General features: G+C 40.2%; 21 protein-coding genes. 9 read left to right on the top strand and 12 right to left on the bottom strand.

The window, feature by feature from the left end; all coding sequences use genetic code 11:
- Nucleotides 1-6: 6 nt before the first annotated feature.
- The 3 genes from QMN06_RS03800 to QMN06_RS03790 form a co-directional block, all read right to left on the bottom strand.
- Entirely contained in the window at nucleotides 7-1,203 is a 1,197-nt protein-coding gene (locus tag QMN06_RS03800; protein ID WP_281971200.1) for an ABC transporter substrate-binding protein, read from the bottom strand.
- 147 nt (nucleotides 1,204-1,350) lie between these two features.
- The gene (locus QMN06_RS03795; RefSeq protein WP_281971199.1) at nucleotides 1,351-2,235 is read right to left on the bottom strand and encodes a hypothetical protein; all 885 of its coding nucleotides are present in this window, start codon (nucleotides 2,233-2,235) and stop codon (nucleotides 1,351-1,353) included.
- A 201-nt stretch (nucleotides 2,236-2,436) separates the two neighbouring features.
- Nucleotides 2,437-3,510 carry a hypothetical protein gene (locus QMN06_RS03790; protein WP_281971198.1) on the bottom strand — a complete coding sequence of 358 codons (1,074 nt, stop codon included), beginning with the start codon at nucleotides 3,508-3,510 and terminating at the stop codon, nucleotides 2,437-2,439.
- 47 nt (nucleotides 3,511-3,557) lie between these two features.
- Here QMN06_RS03790 and QMN06_RS03785 point away from each other — a divergent pair, with 47 nt between their 5' ends.
- Nucleotides 3,558-4,277 (top strand): hypothetical protein, encoded by a 720-nt coding sequence (locus QMN06_RS03785; protein WP_281971197.1) that lies wholly within the window; start codon nucleotides 3,558-3,560, stop codon nucleotides 4,275-4,277.
- A 34-nt stretch (nucleotides 4,278-4,311) separates the two neighbouring features.
- Here the strand turns inward: QMN06_RS03785 and QMN06_RS03780 are convergent, their stop codons facing one another.
- Nucleotides 4,312-5,214 (bottom strand): amidohydrolase family protein, encoded by a 903-nt coding sequence (locus tag QMN06_RS03780; RefSeq protein ID WP_281971196.1) that lies wholly within the window; start codon nucleotides 5,212-5,214, stop codon nucleotides 4,312-4,314.
- A gap of 63 nt (nucleotides 5,215-5,277) precedes the next feature.
- On the opposite strand from QMN06_RS03780, the gene QMN06_RS03775 reads away from it, so the two are divergent.
- Nucleotides 5,278-6,066: a class II aldolase/adducin family protein gene (locus QMN06_RS03775; RefSeq protein ID WP_281971195.1), complete on the top strand. Its 789-nt coding sequence runs from the start codon at nucleotides 5,278-5,280 to the stop codon at nucleotides 6,064-6,066.
- Between the two features lie 54 nt (nucleotides 6,067-6,120).
- A complete protein-coding gene (locus QMN06_RS03770) occupies nucleotides 6,121-7,056 on the top strand; it encodes a tripartite tricarboxylate transporter substrate binding protein (protein ID WP_281971194.1) in 936 nt (311 codons plus the stop codon).
- Nucleotides 7,057-7,067: 11 nt separating this feature from the next.
- Here the strand turns inward: QMN06_RS03770 and QMN06_RS03765 are convergent, their stop codons facing one another.
- From QMN06_RS03765 to QMN06_RS03750, 4 genes are read right to left on the bottom strand one after another with little or no spacing between them, the layout of a single operon-like run.
- A complete protein-coding gene (locus tag QMN06_RS03765) occupies nucleotides 7,068-8,036 on the bottom strand; it encodes a 2-hydroxyacid dehydrogenase (protein ID WP_281971193.1) in 969 nt (322 codons plus the stop codon).
- A 3-nt stretch (nucleotides 8,037-8,039) separates the two neighbouring features.
- On the bottom strand, nucleotides 8,040-8,927 hold the full coding sequence (locus tag QMN06_RS03760) for an amidohydrolase family protein (RefSeq protein WP_281971192.1): 888 nt from the start codon (nucleotides 8,925-8,927) through the stop codon (nucleotides 8,040-8,042).
- 5 nt (nucleotides 8,928-8,932) lie between these two features.
- Complete coding sequence (locus tag QMN06_RS03755; RefSeq protein WP_281971191.1) at nucleotides 8,933-9,901, bottom strand: tripartite tricarboxylate transporter substrate binding protein; 969 nt, start codon at nucleotides 9,899-9,901, stop codon at nucleotides 8,933-8,935.
- A 42-nt stretch (nucleotides 9,902-9,943) separates the two neighbouring features.
- A complete protein-coding gene (locus tag QMN06_RS03750) occupies nucleotides 9,944-10,732 on the bottom strand; it encodes a class II aldolase/adducin family protein (RefSeq protein WP_281971190.1) in 789 nt (262 codons plus the stop codon).
- Between the two features lie 86 nt (nucleotides 10,733-10,818).
- Between QMN06_RS03750 and QMN06_RS03745 the strand changes: the two genes are divergently transcribed.
- From QMN06_RS03745 to QMN06_RS03725, 5 genes are all read left to right on the top strand, one after another.
- Nucleotides 10,819-11,229, top strand: a complete 411-nt coding sequence (locus QMN06_RS03745) for a DUF6636 domain-containing protein (RefSeq protein ID WP_281971189.1) — start codon at nucleotides 10,819-10,821, stop codon at nucleotides 11,227-11,229.
- Between the two features lie 116 nt (nucleotides 11,230-11,345).
- Nucleotides 11,346-12,548: an ammonium transporter gene (locus QMN06_RS03740; protein WP_281971188.1), complete on the top strand. Its 1,203-nt coding sequence runs from the start codon at nucleotides 11,346-11,348 to the stop codon at nucleotides 12,546-12,548.
- 73 nt (nucleotides 12,549-12,621) lie between these two features.
- On the top strand, nucleotides 12,622-13,599 hold the full coding sequence (locus QMN06_RS03735; protein WP_281971187.1) for a tripartite tricarboxylate transporter substrate binding protein: 978 nt from the start codon (nucleotides 12,622-12,624) through the stop codon (nucleotides 13,597-13,599).
- A gap of 3 nt (nucleotides 13,600-13,602) precedes the next feature.
- Nucleotides 13,603-14,151, top strand: a complete 549-nt coding sequence (locus QMN06_RS03730) for a VOC family protein (protein ID WP_281971186.1) — start codon at nucleotides 13,603-13,605, stop codon at nucleotides 14,149-14,151.
- Between the two features lie 36 nt (nucleotides 14,152-14,187).
- A complete protein-coding gene (locus tag QMN06_RS03725) occupies nucleotides 14,188-15,075 on the top strand; it encodes a fumarylacetoacetate hydrolase family protein (RefSeq protein ID WP_281971185.1) in 888 nt (295 codons plus the stop codon).
- Between the two features lie 53 nt (nucleotides 15,076-15,128).
- On the opposite strand, the gene QMN06_RS03720 is transcribed toward QMN06_RS03725, so the two are convergent.
- The 4 genes from QMN06_RS03720 to QMN06_RS03705 form a co-directional block, all read right to left on the bottom strand.
- Nucleotides 15,129-15,650, bottom strand: a complete 522-nt coding sequence (locus tag QMN06_RS03720) for a SprT-like domain-containing protein (protein WP_281971184.1) — start codon at nucleotides 15,648-15,650, stop codon at nucleotides 15,129-15,131.
- Nucleotides 15,651-15,829: 179 nt separating this feature from the next.
- Nucleotides 15,830-16,240, bottom strand: coding sequence for a DUF6691 family protein (locus QMN06_RS03715; protein ID WP_281971183.1), 411 nt, complete (start codon nucleotides 16,238-16,240; stop codon nucleotides 15,830-15,832).
- Nucleotides 16,237-16,680 (bottom strand): YeeE/YedE thiosulfate transporter family protein, encoded by a 444-nt coding sequence (locus QMN06_RS03710; RefSeq protein WP_281971182.1) that lies wholly within the window; start codon nucleotides 16,678-16,680, stop codon nucleotides 16,237-16,239. The genes QMN06_RS03715 and QMN06_RS03710 overlap by 4 nt, the downstream gene beginning before the upstream one ends.
- Nucleotides 16,677-17,537, bottom strand: a complete 861-nt coding sequence (locus tag QMN06_RS03705) for an MBL fold metallo-hydrolase (protein WP_281971181.1) — start codon at nucleotides 17,535-17,537, stop codon at nucleotides 16,677-16,679. Before QMN06_RS03705 ends, QMN06_RS03710 begins: the two co-directional genes overlap by 4 nt.
- 151 nt (nucleotides 17,538-17,688) lie before the next feature.
- On the opposite strand from QMN06_RS03705, the gene QMN06_RS03700 reads away from it, so the two are divergent.
- Nucleotides 17,689-18,507 carry a sulfite exporter TauE/SafE family protein gene (locus QMN06_RS03700; protein ID WP_281971180.1) on the top strand — a complete coding sequence of 273 codons (819 nt, stop codon included), beginning with the start codon at nucleotides 17,689-17,691 and terminating at the stop codon, nucleotides 18,505-18,507.
- The last annotated feature ends 7 nt before the right edge of the window (nucleotides 18,508-18,514 follow it).

The raw sequence follows: 18,514 nt of genomic DNA, 5'->3' as shown, positions 1-18,514 counted from the left end.
AAACAATTATTTCTTTTTATCAAATTCCTTCATTGGGTCTTTAATTCCAGTACTGAGAGTTTCAATCTCAACGTTTGCCAGTTTTCCATTCACTTTACGAACTTCACGTAAATATTCTGGATTAATTACATCTCTCGTCTCAGGGTCGATCGAAAACTCGCCGCGAGGACTTGTTGTACTTTTATATTTCTTCAATAACTCCATAGTTTTATCTGGATCAATTTTTCCATTTTGCTCACGAATGGTATAAAAAATCGCTTCCATGGCATCCCATGCGCCAACTGCCATAAATCCAGGTTCTAAGTTCTCACCAAACTCTTTTTTGTAAGCAGCAACAAACGCACGATTGCTAGCACGATTGGAATTGGCTGAATAATGATGTACCGTCGTCACGCCAAGTGCAACATCACCCATGCCTTGCAATTCTTCATCAGTCACAATATCACCAGTACCAATAAACTTGATGCCAGCTTTGGCTAATCCAAGGTCTGAATAAGCTTTCATCATTCCAGTAGCTGCTTTTCCTGCAGGGTTAAAGCCAAAGATCACATCAGGTTTTACATCTTTAATTTTTTGAATAAATGGCGTGAAATCAGGATTGGCCACAGGGATTCTGACACTTCCAAGAATCTCACCGCCGCCCTCTTTGAAACCTTTGATAAAACCTTCTTCAGCTTCATGACCAGGTGCAAAATCGCTCACAGCTGTGTAAGCTTTTTTATATTTTTTCGCTGCCCATTGTCCTAATGGGTAAGCTGATTGCCAAAGCGTAAAGGATGTACGAGCCATGTAAGGCGCATTAATCATCACTCTTGCTGCAGCAGCGTTCATACTTACGTAAGGCACTTTTGCCTCGGTAGTTAAAGGCCCAATTGCCGCCATGTTAGGGGACCAAACAAAGCCAGTAAGGTAGTTCACTTTTTCACGCACAATCAATTCCTGCGCAACACGCTTGGCAACATCCGGATTTGGTCCAGTATCGTCACGCGTAATAATTTCGACTTTCACACCAGGTGGTAATTTGTCGCCATTCAACTTTATGAAAAGCTTTACACCCTTATCCAACTGATCACCTTGAGCAGCACCTGGGCCGCTATAGGTTCCCATAAATCCAATTTTGACAGTTTGCGCTGATGCAATGGTCATCATCAATCCACTTAAAACTACCAAACCAAGTTGTATGAACTTATTTTTTTTCATCATGCCCTCAATTAATCTCTAAGAAAAAACAATTATTGAAATTTTACATGACAAAGAATAACATGCGATTCTGAGTTTAGGTGACCTTTTAAGGGCTAATGCGGATCAATGCAAAATGGATAAATATTTTGTTTTTATCGTAGATATCAATTAGAAACTAGCTGCAATCCCAATCGAATATCCTGAAATATCTGGGGCAAATTGGTACCGAACCATTAATCTTGCTCGGGTAAAAAAGATATCGTAGTCTTTGATGTCAAGCTCTAAGCCTGTGCCTATGCTTGAAAGGAAGTTAAAACCTAAAGCACCTCTAGAGTCCCCCAAATACTGTGTATGAGCAAATTCGACAACACTCCTAACAGTACTACCCATCAGGGTAAACCCTGTAGGCACTCTTCGGCGCGACCACAAACCTAAACTTTGTGCACTTGAGTGACCCTCAACAGATTTTGAAGAGTCAAAGCTGGTTAATTGAATATTGGTATAACGTAGTTCAAATTCATTTTCTTGATCAGGGCGATAGTCCTCATAATCAAGCACGATAGATCCGCCTAATCCATAAGCATTCAGGCGCCCACTATTTAAGAAATCAAGACTAACGCCAGTTTTATTCTCAATCACTCTTGAGGCAATTGAAATATCACTTTCTACATGACCTAGAGAAACATTAAATATGGGTCTAATTTTAAATTGCTCATTCAATTTAAAATCCCAACCAATCCCACCCGTTCCAGAAATACTATTCCATCTCACTGGGATTGTTACAGGGGTAGTACCACTACTGACAAAAGTCGGGTTATAGCGATTTAAAGCGATTGTGCCCTCTACATATAACGGAAAACTCTCACTAAGTGTTCCCCCGCCACCCAAGGACGTCATTGACAACTCAGGATTACTCAATGCACTATCATTCAATGAGAGTGAACCCGTTGTGACATCGGGGGTCAAAGAATAACTAATAACCGTTAAAAAGGCGTTGGCTCGTTGTTGCAGTAAACCATTGACCAAGCCTTCAGAAAAGGATTGCGGCAACACACTTACTCCGAGGAGAAGTGTAATAATTTTTAAACAATTAAACTTCACTTGATAGAAAACTCATTTGATATGTAAATTGATTGGTTACGGCTAAAAAAATTAAAAATGTAGGTATTGCTAGCCATCATAAAAGTTATTCAAGTTAATTAATTATTCCGACATTATCCTATTTGATGCATAAAATATGTAGGATATGTAAGATTAACTGACCTCAAAGACCTCTTTGGCATGTAAATGGATTTTGACTGATTTTTCATATTCAACGAATAAGGACTTTGGGTTTTCTGTTTTTGCTTGTTTTAATAAGTAATAATTCCAAAAGAGTGTAGTCACTTGATTAATGCGCTCCCAAGTATCAGATTCGCCATCTATACCTACTGGAATATCACGACTAAATGATTGCTCATCAACTGTCTCTCCAGCAAAAGTCATATGATCTGCAGGACTTACAATCCATAACTGACGAGCTCCACGTGGAAGGTTATCGTATACCCATCGACGCTTAGCTAAAGTCATCCCTAAGGTCATTTTCTCAAGTCCCTTTTTAAAAGTAACTTGATTATCATGATCCCCCATAATGCAGAAAAATGGTATTTTGACATTTGCCATTTTTTTAGCACTTGATTCTGTCATGGATCCTGGTGAAAAAGCGATCGCTGCTTTTATACGATGATCAATCATGCCGACACTTCCTTGACCACAAATCGATTGAACAGTTAAGGCACCATATGAGTGGCCAGCAATACCAATTCGCTCAGGATCTATATAGTCCTCCAACTTCAAATCATCTTGAACTAGTCCACCTTTTACTAAAAAAGATGATTGAGACCCCTTTAACAATTCACTAATGACAAACTTACAATCTAATACCCTTAAATCATATTGTGGTCCAGCGAGAGACTGTTGTAATCGATTCGTAAAAGTTGTCTTTTGCGTATCCCAAATAATGTCATTGGTGACTGGATGAGAAATAGTCACGACAATATAACCAGCATTAACCCAAGCTTCACACCAAGATTGTCCATTAGATAATCCACTACCAAGACCTGGTGAATAAATAATTAATGGTGATTTTTTCTTCTCCTGTGGTAAGCGAATTCGAATACTTAAATCACGCTGTGTTTTAGGATCAATGATCTTACCGTCAATAACATTTTTTTTAGAATCACTTTCTACAAGAGAGAGCTTTTTTGTTTGTGCGAAACCAAATGGATTTAGCGAAGTTAAAGCTATCGCGGTTAAAACTTTTCTGCGTATGCTTAAATTGAATGGCATGAAAACCTCATATAATAATTTCATTATAGATAATATAAGGTTTATAAATGTCTGCCAAAAAATATTTCGTTATGCTTTTTTTACTCTTGTCTAGTTGGTCTAGTTTTGTGCATAGTCAAAATGCGCAAACACTTTTTTACTCTCATGGTAAATACGTTGGCGAAGTTTTGAATGGCAAAGCTCATGGCTTCGGAACCTACACGGCCTATAAAAGTGGTGGTATTTATACAGGAAATTTTCAGCAAGATACTTTTCAAGGGCAAGGCACATACACTTGGCAAGATGGATCAAGATATGTTGGCAGTTGGCAAAACGATGCCGGTATTCAAGGAACTATGTTTTATCCGAATGGAGCAACTGCTCAGGGTACTGTCAGAAATGCTGTCTTTATACCAAGTGCTACCCCCTACATTGCGCCAATTATTCCAGTCACTCCTCCAGCAAGCAAGCCCAATAACCCAAATCAACTGAATAAGGCTTTATATAATCAATTGGGTCCATCAGGATGGGCTAATTGCACAGCAGGTCAAGTAGCCATTTCGGCACTGATTGCAAGAGGTGATCAGATCAACCAGACCATCAAAGATACCAACCGATCTCTGGGAACTATTCTTGGATCATTGCGTCAATATATGCTTGCAAATGGTACCCCCGCTTCGACTTTGGATGACTTAATTCGAAACTACAGTTCTCAAATAAAGACTGGAGATCAAGCTTTACGAATCGTCAATGACTGCTCTAGCCAAATTGCACTTGTCAATTATTAACGAATGGCATTCTGAAGTGAATCACGGAAGTTCTTTAGAGCTTTTCAAAATCATACAATTGTGCGGGATTATCTGATAGGATTTTCTTCAATATAGTTGAATCCTTGACCCATTGATTCAGTCGATTTAGCGCATGACCATCATTAATGAGATGGAACGGCTCAACTTCTTCTTTGATTCTTTTCTTTCCGGGTTGCGCCCCTGAATGCGGCCAATCCGACCCCCATACTAAACGATCTTGATTTGCCCCGATTAATTGATTCACAAACTCTGCCATTTGATCGGAATCTGGATCATCAGTAATCCGTTGCGGTGCCGAGAGCTTCATCCAGACATTGCCAGACTTTAACATTTCGAATAATTGCAATATGAATGGCTGATCTAAACCAGCATCGATTGAAGTTCGTGCAAAATGATCCAAAACAACAGGCACTGCACAATGCATGATTTCATGGCTGAGCTGGGTTACCAATTGTGGATTAGAATAAATCTGAATATGCCACCCAAATGATTGAATTAATTGCGCTGTTTGTACCAATTTATTTTTTGCAAAGAGTGGATCTTCAACTCCAGATGTTTCTAGATTTAAACGTGCGCCTCTAAAACCAGCTTGATGCAGTTTCTCAATCTCTTGAATCGTTGCTGTACTTTCATCAATAACAGCCACTCCCCTTGCTTGACTTCCTAGTTCACGAATGGCTTGTAAAGTGCGAGTATTGTCGACCCCATAGGGACTCGGATGTACGACTACAACTCGTTCAATACCTAATTGATGCTGTAATTGCTGCAGCTGTGTAATGCTGGCGTCTGCCGGGGTATATGCTCTTTCTGACCAATAAGGAAATTGTCCCTCAGGACCAAAAACATGTGTATGACAATCACAGGCGCCTCGTGGCATCTCAAATGTAATAGCTTCTTGTTCCTGAATAGACAGCATGTCAGTTTCCTCAATTAAAAAAATAAATAGTAATATATAGAAATAAAAAATATGAGGAGAATTATGAACTACGGTACTAACTTTCCATCTCTTCAAGGATCCGTCAGTCCAGAAGAGTGGCAAACTCGAGTTGAACTCGCTGCATGTTATCGTCTGATAGATATCTATGGAATGACGGATTTAATCTATAACCATATTACTGCAAAAATTCCCGGTACTGAGCATTTTTTGATTAATCTGTATGGTCTACTTTATAAAGAAATCACTGCTTCTAGCTTAGTGAAGATTGATCTAGATGGCAACATATTGGCAAAGCCACCTACGGATTATGGTATCAATAAATCTGGCTATGTAATCCATGGAGCAATTCATGGGGCAAGGGAAGATGTGAACTGTGTGATTCATACGCATACTCGAGCCGGAATGGCAGTCTCCACTATGGCATGTGGCTTATTACCCCTCACTCAAACTTCAATTCGCTTTGTGAACCATTTGGGTTACCATGATTACGAGGGCCCAGCCATCGATTTAGATGAACAAAAACGCTTGGTAGCTGATTTAGGCCCACATAATGCAATGATTTTTAAAAATCATGGTTTATTGACTTGCGGCCCTAGCGTTCCAGAAGCATTCAATACCATGTATCAATTAGAAATGTCATGCCGCGCGCAAGTTGATGCAATGGCTAGCAACACTCAACTCGTCATTCCAGATGAGTCTGTTTTAGCAAAAACCGCTCATCTATATCAACCGGGTACTAGAAGACCCTACGGTGTACTAGAGTGGCACGCGATGATTCGCCTGTTAGAAGCACAATCAAAAAATTCTTCTTATCCTCGTTACGATCAATAACGGAGAACGCTCATGATCACATCAATGATTCGTTATATATGCTTGATCACTAGCATGTTTTTTTCAATCTTTTGCTATGCACAAAGCTCAGCTGATTATCCCAATAAACCTATTCACATCATTGTTCCGGTAGCTGCGGGTGGAAATGTGGACATCGTTGCCAGAACACTGGGTAATGAAATGTCCAAAATACTTGGGCAATCTGTCATTATTGAAAATAAGCCCAGCTCTGCATCGATTGTAGGAACACAATATGTTGCTAAAGCTCCTCCAGATGGCTACACACTACTGGCGCATTCAAGTACCTTTTTTGCAGCTCCTCTGATTTCAAACAATGCTGGTTATGACCCTGTAAAAGACTTCGCACCGATTTCATTAACCTGTAAAGTACCGATGTTCGTAATGGTAAATCCAATCATACAAGCAAAAAATATTCAAGAATTTGTTCAATACTCTAAAGCCAACCCAGGGGTTGCTGTTGCTAGCAGTGGTAATGGTTCTACGGGTCATATTGCTGCAGAAGTATTTGCAAATCGTGCAGGTATTAAATTTACAAATATTTTTTATAAAGGCAATGCGCAAGCGATGATCGACGTTTTTAGTGGGCAAGTACCCATGATGTTCGATCAAATTAGTACCGGTGTACAAAATGTCAAAAGTGGTAAGTTAAAAGCTCTAGCCATTACAAGCTTGGAACGGTCTTCACTGATGCCTGAAATTCCGACGATGGCAGAATCAGGATATCCTGGCTACGAGGACGTCACCTTAAACCTCCTTCTTGCACCCGCTGGCACTCCAAAAGAAATCACCCAAAAATTGCATGCTGCAGTAGTAAAGGCGCTGAATCAACCGGAACTTAAGGCAAAATTTGCGGAAAGAGGAATTGATTTGGTGACCAGTCCAAGTGCTGATGATTTAGGGGTATTGATTAAATCCGAAGTAAGTCGGCTACAAAAACTCGCAAAGTCGGCCGGCATCAAACCTGAATAAAAGTCTCTAGTTCACTCCACTAAATCGGCAGGATCTAAAGGCTGACCACTTTCAAAGCGCGCAATATTGTTAAAGCCATGCTGGACTATTTTAGTCACTGCCTCCTTCACACTTGCTCCAGCATGAGGTGTCACAACGACATTATCTAGACTGAATAGTGGATTATCCATTTGCGGTGGTTCACTCACAAACACATCTAGCCCTGCTCCAAAGAGGCGTTGTTCCTTAATGGCCTGAACCAAGGCAGGTTCATTAATAAGTTCCCCTCTTGCAGTGTTGACAATAATCGCACTTTGCTTCATCTTATTTATTGCTTCATGGGAGATAATGTCACGCGTTTGGGCATTGAATGGGGCATGCAAACTCAACACATCACTCTGCCTAAGTAATGTATCAAAATCCACATATTCAGCTTTGAAAGTTTGCTCAATGTCCAAAGCAACACGTTGGCGACTATGGTAAATAATTTTGGCATCAAAACCTTGCATTTGCTTGGCAACTTGCCGAGCAATATTACCAAAGCCAAATAAGCCAACAGTTTTACCTGTTAACTGTAAACAAATTGTGCGCAACTCTGTGTTTGGCCATTTTCCAGCCATAAAACTTTTTTGTGCATAACTCAATCTTCGTAATGTAGCTAGAGTTAATAAAATAGCTTGCTCAGCAACTTGAGCAGCATTCGATCCATTGGTAATGGCTACTGGAATATTTCTGGCTTTGGCTGCTTGTACATCAATCTTATCAACCCCAATCCCCCACTTCTGAATCATCTTTAACTTGGTTGCTCCTTGAATCAATTCAGCATCTAAATAGCTAGCACCCAAGAAAACATAATCAGCATCTTTTAAGAGCTTTCTATGACACTCTTTTTCATTGACCTCAGCAAATTCAATCGTAAAACCTGACGGTAATAAATTCTGCATCTCAGTTCGTAAAGCTGGAACTGATGGCGTTAAAAAAACAATTTTTTTTGTACTCATTATTTAAAACCCGTAAAGAAGTGCTGGATTACGCACAAGGATTTGCTCTCGATCTTTTTCTGAGGGCAACCAGCGTAATAATAAATTGGTCAAGTCTCCATCATCTGGAATCGCTCGTTCATCAAAATAATTGATATGCGGCCAATCAGTTCCCCACACAACACGCTCCATGTTTGCCTGGATTAAAGCTTTTGCAAAGGGATCTACATCATCATAACTATCCAAAGTGGCACGGATTCGATCCGCTCCTGAAATTTTTACCCATGCAAGACCTTCCCCAACTAAACGAAGTAACTCTTGAAAACCTGGATGAGAGATTCCATTAACTGTATCCATGCGCCCCATATGATCAAACACTAAAGGCAAATGACATGCCAACAACCTTGGAGCCAATTCGAGTATGTCAGGAGCATGTGCCCAAATTTGTGCATGCCAGCCGCGCGCAGCCATTCTTGGAGCCAACTGCTCTAATACCTCTAAACCTACACCGTTGCGATAGACTGCTTTGCCATTTTTACGTAATAAATTAAAGCGCACACCACGAACTCCCAGCGCATGCCAATCATCGAGCTCTGCATCTGTTACATCTGCAGAACACACCACAACTCCTCGGAATTGATCTGGATATTGACGAAGACCTTCAAGTATTGCCCCGTTATTTGTGCCACAAACACTGGCAGTTACCAAAACTCCTCGAGAAAATCCAATTCTCTTTAAGTGGGCCATAAAGTCGTCTGCAGAAAATTCAGCAGGGGTGTAGCTGCGATCATCACTCAGCGGATATTTTGCAAATGGCCCAAATACATGGACATGACTATCACATGCCAGAGGGGGAGGAGTAAAAGCTACCGGTTGATAGCTATTTTTAGGTAGGCAACAAATCTTTGTCATAGGAGTTACTCAGCTTTTAATTTACCGGCTTGCGAAAGTTTTTGAGAGTTGAGAGACTCTTGATTCAGAAGACTCGCCCACTCTTGTGGTGTTGATGATTTAGGGACGCTACCAACGGCTATTAATCTATTTTTATAAGTACTATCATTTACAACTTTATTTAATGCCAAATTTAATATCTTAATAATTTCTGGTGGTGTACCAGGTGGCGCTAATAATCCAGAGGTGGTATTGGCTTCTACGTCTAGTTTGGTCACTTCATTAAAAGTTGGTACTTGAGGAATACTAGAATCCCTCTCCTTGGAAAGTACGGCTAATATTTTTAATTTACCTGAGTCAACAAAGCCCTTAGAACTTGATAATTGGTCAATCATAAAATCTAATTGTCCACCCATTAAATCAGTTAAAGCGGGTGTGGACCCCTTATATGGAATGATATTAAATTCAGTTTTTGCAGCATCTTCGATCCTTAGAATGGCTAGGTGATTGGAAGTGCCCAATCCTGAGTGACCCACGGAGACTCTCGTTGGATCTTTTTTTGCAGCAGTTATCAGCGCATTCACATCAGACAATCGCTTATCATCTGCTCGAACCACAATCACAAGTGGCGAAACAGCCGCTAAACCAACTGGACTAAATCCGGATGGTTTATAAGGTGGTGATTTCATCATATAGGGCAAAACAGAAATGGTATTTGTTGTGGCAAGTAATAAGGTATAACCATCCGGCTCTGCCCGAGCCACTGAGGAAGAACCAATCGAACCACCCGCACCGGCGCGATTATCAACTAATACAGATTGTCCAAGAACAGTACTTAAACCTTGCGCTACTGCCCTAGCAACAATATCGACATTTCCACCAGGTGCAAATGGCGCAACAATCGTAATAGGTTTATTGGGAAAAGTTTGTGCATATGCAGGAAGAAAGTTCATCCACAGAAATGCCAAGGCTAAATACCTTTTCAGATTGATCATTTTGTCTCCGATTGATTATTTTATTTGTTCTTTATGGTTGATTTAATCTCTAAAACTAGGATCTATTCGATCCATCATACGAAGTAAAGCGGGCCACTCCATCACTCCATATGGACGCCTTACTTGTGGCTGATAGTTCATGTAAGTCTCCTGCAATACTTTTTCGGAAACTTCTTGTAATGGCACATGACATGACATCGCCGCTATCTGAGCGCGACAGGAAAGTTCTAAACGATGCATCCAATTAAATGCTTCACCAACCGTTTTTCCCAAGGTCAGTAAACCGTGATTCCTAAGAATTAATGCTTCACAATCACCTAAATCACGCACTAAGACTTCTTGCTCTGCCATATCTAACACCACACCCATATAGTCATGATAGGCAATCTTCAAAAAGCGCATTGAGGTTTGATTGAGTGGCAATAGTCCACACTGTAATGCAGAAACTGCCATACCAGCGTAGGTGTGTGTATGTATAACGCAACCAACTTCGGGACGCGCATGATGAATCGCGCTGTGCAAAATATATCCTGGCTTATTAAATCCATAATCGAGGTCCCCAAAATCAGGCTTGAACAGAATCTCTCCAGCATGTGTGATTTTGATAAAACATGAAGCGGTCATCTCCTCATACATCATGCCATAAGGATTAATCAGAAAAGCGTCATCTTCGCCAGGTACTCTGAGTGTAATGTGATTAGCCACCATATCAGACATTTCGTAATGGGCAACTAGTCGATAACACGCGGCTAGGTCAATTCTGGCTTGCCATTCTTCATCTGAAACGATACCCTGCAAACTCTTTAACTGTAATTTTCCTAATGCCATCATTACTCCTCTATTTGATTAGAAGCAGATTTTCATCTTATGTGGAATATTATACTTTTTAAATATCTTAAAAAAGGACAATTCAAACCATGCATAAAATCATCTCTTGTATCGTATTTATTTTTTCTATCCCGATGGCATTTGGGCAAACATTTGTTTCAGGTAATTCATTTCAAACACCAAGTGGCAACATAGCATGCACCATGGAGGATGCTACTAGTCTGCGTTGTGACTTGATGTCTCAAACCAATCAAAGACCACCTAAACCAGTAGACTGCCCAGTTGAATATGGTGGCGCTTACGCCCTTCAAGCAAAAGGTAAGGCATGGATTCTTTGTCATGGAGATACCATTTATAACCCAAGTTATCCAAAACTACCTTACGGGGCAACTTGGACTAACAATGGCATCATCTGCGAAAGTAAACAAACTGGACTGACTTGTAAAAATTTTGCTGGTCGTGGATTTTTTCTGAGTAAAGCGAATCAACAACTTTTTTAGTTTGATGCAAACGACTTCTGCGTCTTTAAGGGTTTTCCCTCATTTAATTTTGATCAGTCAAATCATTTTTAAAGTAGACTTTATGCATTAAAAAATAAATCAAATAGGGGAAAATTTTGGAAGAAGTTAAAGTTGCAATTGATGCACTATTCATCATGTTAGGCGCACTCATGGTTTTAGCTATGCATGGGGGTTTTGCTTTTTTAGAGTTAGGTACGGTAAGACATAAAAATCAAGTCAATGCCTTAGTAAAAATACTGCTTGATTTTAGCGTCTCAACCATTGCCTATTTTTTTATTGGTTATGGTATTGCCTACGGTGTTGGCTTTTGGGAAACATCAGATGTATTAGTTCAAAAGAGTGGCTTTGAATTACTTAAATTTTTCTTTTTATTAACCTTTGCTGCAGCAGTCCCAGCCATCGTCTCCGGTGGAATTGCCGAACGTGCAAAATTTAATCCTCAATTAATCGCTACTTTTGTTTTAGTTGGATTTGTCTATCCTTTTTTTGAGGGGATTGCATGGAATCAACATTTTGGTTTTCAAGCATGGCTGAAGGTATTTGGTGGCGAAGAGTTTCATGACTTCGCAGGATCCGTTGTTGTCCATGCCATGGGTGGTTGGATTGCCTTACCTGCAATTATTTTATTAGGTGCTCGTCATGGACGATATGGCAAAGATGGTCAGATTTCAGCTCATCCACCGTCAAGCATACCGTTTCTCGCGCTGGGTGCATGGGTACTTGCTGTAGGCTGGTTTGGTTTTAATGTGATGAGTGCTCAAACTATCGATAAAATTAGTGGTCTTGTTGCCATTAACTCTCTCATGGCAATGGTTGGTGGTACTTTATCAGCTTGGTTGATTGGTAAAAATGATCCGGGCTTTGCCTATAACGGTCCTCTCGCTGGTTTAGTGGCTGTATGTGCTGGCTCAGATTTGATGCACCCCATCGGCGCTCTTATTGTTGGCTTAATCGCTGGCGCTCTATTTGTCAAAGTATTTACCCTAGAACAAAATCGTTGGAAGATCGATGATGTATTAGGTGTTTGGCCTTTGCACGGTTTATGTGGTGTTTGGGGCGGACTCGCAGCTGGTATTTTTGGTCAAACTAGTTTAGGTGGCTTGGGTGGTGTTTCATTTTTGAGTCAACTAATTGGAACTTCATTAGGGGTTATCGTTGGGCTCTTAGGTGGTTTGATTGTCTACGGCACTTTAAAAGCCGTAATGGGTCTAAAAATGACTCCGGAAGAAGAACATCGTGGTGCTGACTTATCTATCCATCATATTGCTGCAAATCCTGGACGCGAAACGGATTGGTAATTTGGTATTTAAATAAGACAATCTATGATTTAACAAAGAGTTATACATAAACTCAACATATAAAGAGAGACAAATGATGAACATCAAATTACTGTGGGTTGGCGTGCTGTTTTTTTTATCTCAAACAGCACTCTCACAAACTCCTGGGTGGACCGCAACTAAGCCTGTGCGGCTCATCATCCCTCAAGTCGCAGGGGGTGGAGCAGATGCGATTGGTAGAACCATCGGACAAGCCCTGTCAGAGAAATTAGGTCAACCGGTAATTGTGGATAATCGCCCGGGCACCAATGGTGGGGTGGGCATGGATGTCCTCATGAATGCGCCGGCTGATGGTTACAATCTCATCCTCGTATTTACCTCCATGATGGCGATTAATCCAGCGGTCTATGAAAAAATCAATTATGACCCTTTAAAAGACTTACGCTCTCTCGGTGCTGTTTGTGAAGTTCCTTTAGTGATGATCGCGAGTTCCAAAGTACCTGCGAATAATCTCAAAGAACTTATCTCTTCTTTAAAATCTGACCCTCAAAGTATTTTTGGTGCGTCTAGTGGTAACGGATCTTTTTCTCATATGATGATTGAAATGCTCAATACTAAGATTGGTGTCAAAATGACACACATCCCTTTTAAGGGTGAAGGACCAGCTGTAGCGCATGTCTTAAGCGGTCAGGATTCGATTATTTATATTGGTACTCCAGCAATTATTTTGTCGCAAGTTCAATCAGGAAAGTTAAAGGCACTTGGCGTTACTACGGCAAAACGTATGAGCCAAATTCCGAATGTGCCCACGTTGGCTGAAAGTGGTTTAACTGATTTCAACGAGAGTTTTTGGTATGGTTTAGCTGCTTCTTCAAATACCCCACCATACATCTTAGACGCCTATAATAAAGTTGTGAATGATATGGCGCGCTCAGATAACTTACAAGCTAGTTTAGGCAAAATGGGATGTAATTCATTGCCTTTGAATTCTGCTGAATTTACAGAAAAAGTACGTAACGATATTAAAAAATATTCTGCAATTGCAAAATCAGTCAACATGAAAGTAGACTAATTAATGAAAAAAATTCCGCAGTTAAAACACCTCGGTTTATATGTCGACAACTTAGACCAAATGGAACAGTTCTATACCTCCGTATTCGACCTTATTGTGACTGACCGTGGCCAAGTGCCAAGACTGGGTAATCGTAATATCGTTTTCATGAGTGGTAGCGATGATGCACATCACCAGTTAGTTTTAATTGATGGTAAGGATCCAAAATCTGGTCCAAGCGTAGTCTTTCAGATGTCGTTTTTCGTTGATGAGTTAGATGACTTACGTCGTGTGGAAAAAAGATTAATCAACAACGGCATTACCAGCATCACCCCAATCACTCATGGCAATGCTTGGTCAATCTACTCCCACGATCCTGAGGGTAATGGTTTAGAAATCTATATGGATACTCCATGGCATGTTGCTCAACCTCATGGAAAACCATTCGATTTATCTTTAACCGATGATCAAATTTATGCTTATACAGAAAATATGATTAAAGAAAACCCAAGCTTTAGCTCTCAAGAAGATTGGCGTAGAGTCATGAACTCACGCCTACAAGCACCCAATTAACTCTTACTTTTAACTTCATCTCATACAGGAAATTTTATGAAACTCGTCTCATTTTTACACGCTGGAAAAAATCACTATGGTGTCATTAAGGGTAATAAAGTCATCGATTTAAGTGCACGACTTGGGGGGCTATATCCAGACATCATCAGCTTTATTGCCAATGATGGCAAAGCTGTTGCGCAAACATTAATCCAAGAATCTGCGGGTGATTATGACTACGATAGTCTGCACCTCTTATCAGTCGTTCCTAATCCAGGCAAGACCTTTTGTGTTGGCCTTAATTATCATGATCACGTGGATGAGGCAAATCGCGCCATCGGCAACCGTAAAGCACCAGACAGAGCAATGATTTTTGCGCGTTGGCCAGAGTCATTAACTGGTCATAAACAACCTATCATGCGCCCGAAAGTCTCCCACATGCTTGACTGGGAAGCTGAACTATTGGTCGTGATTGGTAAACCTACTGGACGTTATGTACCTAAAGATAAAGCTTTGAGCTACATATTTGGTTATGCCTGTTTGAATGAGGCTTGTCTGCGTGACTATCAACGTCACTCTAGTCAAATCAATCCAGGTAAAAACTTCGAAAAGACTGGCGCTAATGGCCCATGGATGGTAACTGCCGATGAAATCCCTGATCCAATGAACCTCAATATTGAAATGAGACTCAATGGTGTTGTGATGCAAAAAGCAAATACCGTGCAAATGATTCATTCGATTGAAGCAACGATTGAGTACATCACTGAGTGGACTACCTTACAACCTGGTGACCTCATCGCAACTGGAACAATGGGCGGGGTTGGATTTGCTAGAACTCCTCCTATTTTTATGAAGCCGGGTGACACTGCAGAAGTGGAAATTGAAAAAATTGGTATCCTCTCCAATCATATTGAAGATGAAGCAACGAATTTAGGACCTCTATAATTTTTTTGTAACTACGGGAAGCTAGTTAGCTTCCCGTTTTTTTTCCAATCTTTTTATTTTTTAAAAGTACCTTTTATCCATCCTAATGGAACAGGTTCAATATTGCGATGTGGATCTTTTATCCCTTCAAATACTTCCCATAATTTCTCTTGAACTACAAATTTTGTAAATAAGCCCCGAGACATGCCATAGGCTTCTATTTCCCAGGGATGATTGAAGTAATCTACATCCTCAGCGATCAACTGCCCCTTCCAGCTCGTTAAAGATTCATTGGTCTCGCCATAGACATATTGCTTGATATGCACCATTTCATGGGCGAGTGTGTCCAAAATATCTCTGGCGCCAATATGCGGATTAATCTCAATGAGATAGTGCCTTCTTTTTTTGATCGATGCGCGTTGCTTGACGGAAGCATACCCATATTCTTCAAGCTTGCTATCAAACTGAATCTTTAAATCAATCTGCTGCAACATTTTAGGGGAGATAATTTGCTCAGCAAAATAATAAGCAGCTTTTTTTATGATCGGACTAAAATGCTGACGATCAGGACAACGAATCACACTTAAATGCATCATTCAGAACTCCATAGATTCAAAAAACACACATTACGAAATCTACGATAACTCTAAATCGTATCGAAAAACGGATAAAAATAGGTTTGTAACTGAATCTTCTTGATTGAAACTAATTTGCAAAATAAGTCATTAAAAATTCACTATATATTCAAGAAATTGAAGCAAATAACCCTAATATTTTATTTTTTTGTGAAGAATTCTACTAATTTCATCCCAACAACCATTGCAATCACAAAATACACCACATCCCCATTTCCAAGTCCGATTGAAACAATGGCAGGACCAGGACAATATCCGGCTAGAGCCCACCCAATACCAAACAACACACTTCCCCCAATCAAGGGGAAATCAATGTGTTTTTTTCCCGGTAAGTGAATCGGCTCATTGAGAACTGTGGATTGTTTTTTTTCTAACCAACGAAATGCAATAAATGTAATTGGGATTGCCGCTCCCATCACCAACATTAAGGATGGGTCCCAATTGCCAAACAGGTCCAAAAAGCCAATGACTTTCTTTGGATTGGTCATGCCAGAAACAATTAACCCAACGCCAAAAATGAGTCCTGATAGATAGGCTATAACCAGCTTCATATTAAACCACTATGTAAAATTAGATAAGTAGCAACAAAACCAGCCGTCATGAAACTTAAGGTCGCAATTAAGGACCTCATTGATAAGCGCCCTAGCCCACAAACACCATGCCCACTCGTACAACCTGAACCTAGTCTAGTACCTATCCCAACCAACATTCCTGCAATCATTAATATATCAACTGAGCTACTCGATTTCATCGCTGGCAGCTGGAAAAATAATTGATACATCCAACCTGAGCTAATTAAGCCAATTAGAAATAGGACTCGCCACGGCAGATGTTCTTGGGGGGCACTCTTAAAATGCAGAAGTTGAGAAACAATCCCACTGATTCCTGCAATTCGGCCATTGAATAAAGCTAACAAGCTTGCCGCAATGCCAATCAAAACCCCTCCAATAATTGCACTCCAAGGGGTAAAAGCAATCCAATCGATGGTCATAAAATATTTAAAGGCAATTTAAGATAAGAGACTTGATTAGACTCCTTGGGGGGAAAATGTCCTGCTCGAATATTGATCTGTATCGAGGGAAGGATTAATGTTGGCATTTCCAAAGTTGCATCACGTGTTTTACGCATATTGACAAACTCTTCTTCACTTACTCCATCATGAACATGAATATTCTCTTTTCGTTGCTCTGCAACCGTAGTGAAGCATTGCACCTCTCGACTAGAGGGTGGATAGTCATGACACATATACAACTTCGTTTGATCTGGGAAACTTAAAATTCTTTTGATAGAGCGATATAGGCTCTGAGCATCGCCCCCCGGAAAATCACACCTAGCTGTGCCTACATCTGGCAGAAATAGCGTATCTCCAACAAAGATGGAATCTGAACATTGATACGCCATACAAGCGGGAGTATGTCCAGGAACATCAAAGCATTGAAAAATTAAATCTCCACAAACTAACTGTTCATCATCTTGAATCAAATAGTCAAATTGCGCTCCATCGGCAACAAATGTTCCTTCTAAATTAAAGATATCTTTAAATGTCGTTTGAACTTGTTGGATATGCTGACTCATAGCAACCTTTCCACCAAGCTGCGCTTTTATCAATTGGGCAGCACTTAAATGATCCGCATGCGCATGCGTTTCCAAAATCCATTCTACTTGAAGCTTCTTGTTTTGGATAAATGCAATAACAGGCTCTACAGAGGAAGTATTGGTTCTTCCAGACTTTTGATCAAAATGTAAAACACTATCTATCACTGCGCAAGAACTGCCCTCTTTTTCATAAACAACATAGGTGAAGGTACTTGTTGCAGTATCAAAAAATGAATTCACTATGGGAGTCACGAACTAATCCTCAAAAAAATGATTCACGTTGAATCTAAATAGGCATCTAATATCAGATAAACCTGCATTACTAATGATTATATATTTATAATCACTTCAAGGAAGCATATCAATACACAGAGTATTGATTTTTATCAAGGATCACTGTCCCATGGATCAAAGTATTCTCATTATTTTTCTAGGAATTTTTGTTGGTCTATTGATGGGTCTAACTGGGGCCGGTGGAGGGATTCTTTCTGTACCTCTGCTAGTATTTTTTCTTCATCTTCCCATGGCACAAGCTAGTCCAATTGCGCTATGTGCAATCGCATTTTCAGCAAGTATCGGTGCAATTATTGGCTTTAAGAATCACGTTTTACGCTATAAAGCCGCCATGTTTATGTCCATTTTTGGACTGATACTTTCTCCAGTTGGATTATGGATTGCGAAAATAATACCGAATACGCCGTTACTCATTATTTTTAGTGGTATTTTGATCTATACCTCTGTCCGTCTTTTTATTCAAGCAAGTCAAACCATCAGAGGTATTACACCTCCAGTTAAAACACCTCCCCCTTGCCAACTAGATCAATCAATTGGCAAGCTGATATGGACTGTGCCTTGCGCTCGCGCTTTAATGTACTCAGGTGCAGGAGCTGGTTTTCTATCGGGCTTACTAGGCGTTGGTGGTGGATTTATTATCGTTCCGGCGCTGAAAAAATTTACTGACTTACCAATGAAGTCGATTGTTGCTACTTCGCTTGGAGTTTTAGCCATAGTATCTATGGGTGGTGCAATGATCTCTTTAGCGGCTGGCAATTTAAATGTAGCAATTGCTCTGCCCTTTTCTGTTGGTGCACTCGTGGGTCTATTAATTGGGAAATTTTTAGAAAAGAAAATTACTGGGGCTAGGGTACAACAAATATTTGCCATTTTTACTTTTGTAGTTGCAATTAGCTTAATTATGAAAGCAACCCACCTTGAGAGCTAAAATATTA

The organism is Polynucleobacter sp. SHI8 (genome assembly GCF_027944005.1).
GTDB lineage: Bacteria > Pseudomonadota > Gammaproteobacteria > Burkholderiales > Burkholderiaceae > Polynucleobacter.
This window is presented reverse-complemented; position numbering and strand designations above follow the sequence as displayed.

What these genes read in the sequence shown, in the direction of transcription:
- QMN06_RS03800 (WP_281971200.1), bottom strand. Translation starts at nt 1,203, where the DNA reads ATGATGAAAAAAAATAAGTTCATACAACTTGGTTTGGTAGTTTTAAGT.
- QMN06_RS03790 (WP_281971198.1), bottom strand. Translation starts at nt 3,510, where the DNA reads ATGCCATTCAATTTAAGCATACGCAGAAAAGTTTTAACCGCGATAGCT.
- QMN06_RS03785 (WP_281971197.1), top strand. Translation starts at nt 3,558, where the DNA reads ATGTCTGCCAAAAAATATTTCGTTATGCTTTTTTTACTCTTGTCTAGT.
- QMN06_RS03780 (WP_281971196.1), bottom strand. Translation starts at nt 5,214, where the DNA reads ATGCTGTCTATTCAGGAACAAGAAGCTATTACATTTGAGATGCCACGA.
- QMN06_RS03775 (WP_281971195.1), top strand. Translation starts at nt 5,278, where the DNA reads ATGAACTACGGTACTAACTTTCCATCTCTTCAAGGATCCGTCAGTCCA.
- QMN06_RS03770 (WP_281971194.1), top strand. Translation starts at nt 6,121, where the DNA reads ATGTTTTTTTCAATCTTTTGCTATGCACAAAGCTCAGCTGATTATCCC.
- QMN06_RS03765 (WP_281971193.1), bottom strand. Translation starts at nt 8,036, where the DNA reads ATGAGTACAAAAAAAATTGTTTTTTTAACGCCATCAGTTCCAGCTTTA.
- QMN06_RS03760 (WP_281971192.1), bottom strand. Translation starts at nt 8,927, where the DNA reads ATGACAAAGATTTGTTGCCTACCTAAAAATAGCTATCAACCGGTAGCT.
- QMN06_RS03755 (WP_281971191.1), bottom strand. Translation starts at nt 9,901, where the DNA reads ATGATCAATCTGAAAAGGTATTTAGCCTTGGCATTTCTGTGGATGAAC.
- QMN06_RS03750 (WP_281971190.1), bottom strand. Translation starts at nt 10,732, where the DNA reads ATGATGGCATTAGGAAAATTACAGTTAAAGAGTTTGCAGGGTATCGTT.
- QMN06_RS03745 (WP_281971189.1), top strand. Translation starts at nt 10,819, where the DNA reads ATGCATAAAATCATCTCTTGTATCGTATTTATTTTTTCTATCCCGATG.
- QMN06_RS03735 (WP_281971187.1), top strand. Translation starts at nt 12,622, where the DNA reads ATGATGAACATCAAATTACTGTGGGTTGGCGTGCTGTTTTTTTTATCT.
- QMN06_RS03730 (WP_281971186.1), top strand. Translation starts at nt 13,603, where the DNA reads ATGAAAAAAATTCCGCAGTTAAAACACCTCGGTTTATATGTCGACAAC.
- QMN06_RS03725 (WP_281971185.1), top strand. Translation starts at nt 14,188, where the DNA reads ATGAAACTCGTCTCATTTTTACACGCTGGAAAAAATCACTATGGTGTC.
- QMN06_RS03720 (WP_281971184.1), bottom strand. Translation starts at nt 15,650, where the DNA reads ATGATGCATTTAAGTGTGATTCGTTGTCCTGATCGTCAGCATTTTAGT.
- QMN06_RS03715 (WP_281971183.1), bottom strand. Translation starts at nt 16,240, where the DNA reads ATGAAGCTGGTTATAGCCTATCTATCAGGACTCATTTTTGGCGTTGGG.
- QMN06_RS03710 (WP_281971182.1), bottom strand. Translation starts at nt 16,680, where the DNA reads ATGACCATCGATTGGATTGCTTTTACCCCTTGGAGTGCAATTATTGGA.
- QMN06_RS03700 (WP_281971180.1), top strand. Translation starts at nt 17,689, where the DNA reads ATGGATCAAAGTATTCTCATTATTTTTCTAGGAATTTTTGTTGGTCTA.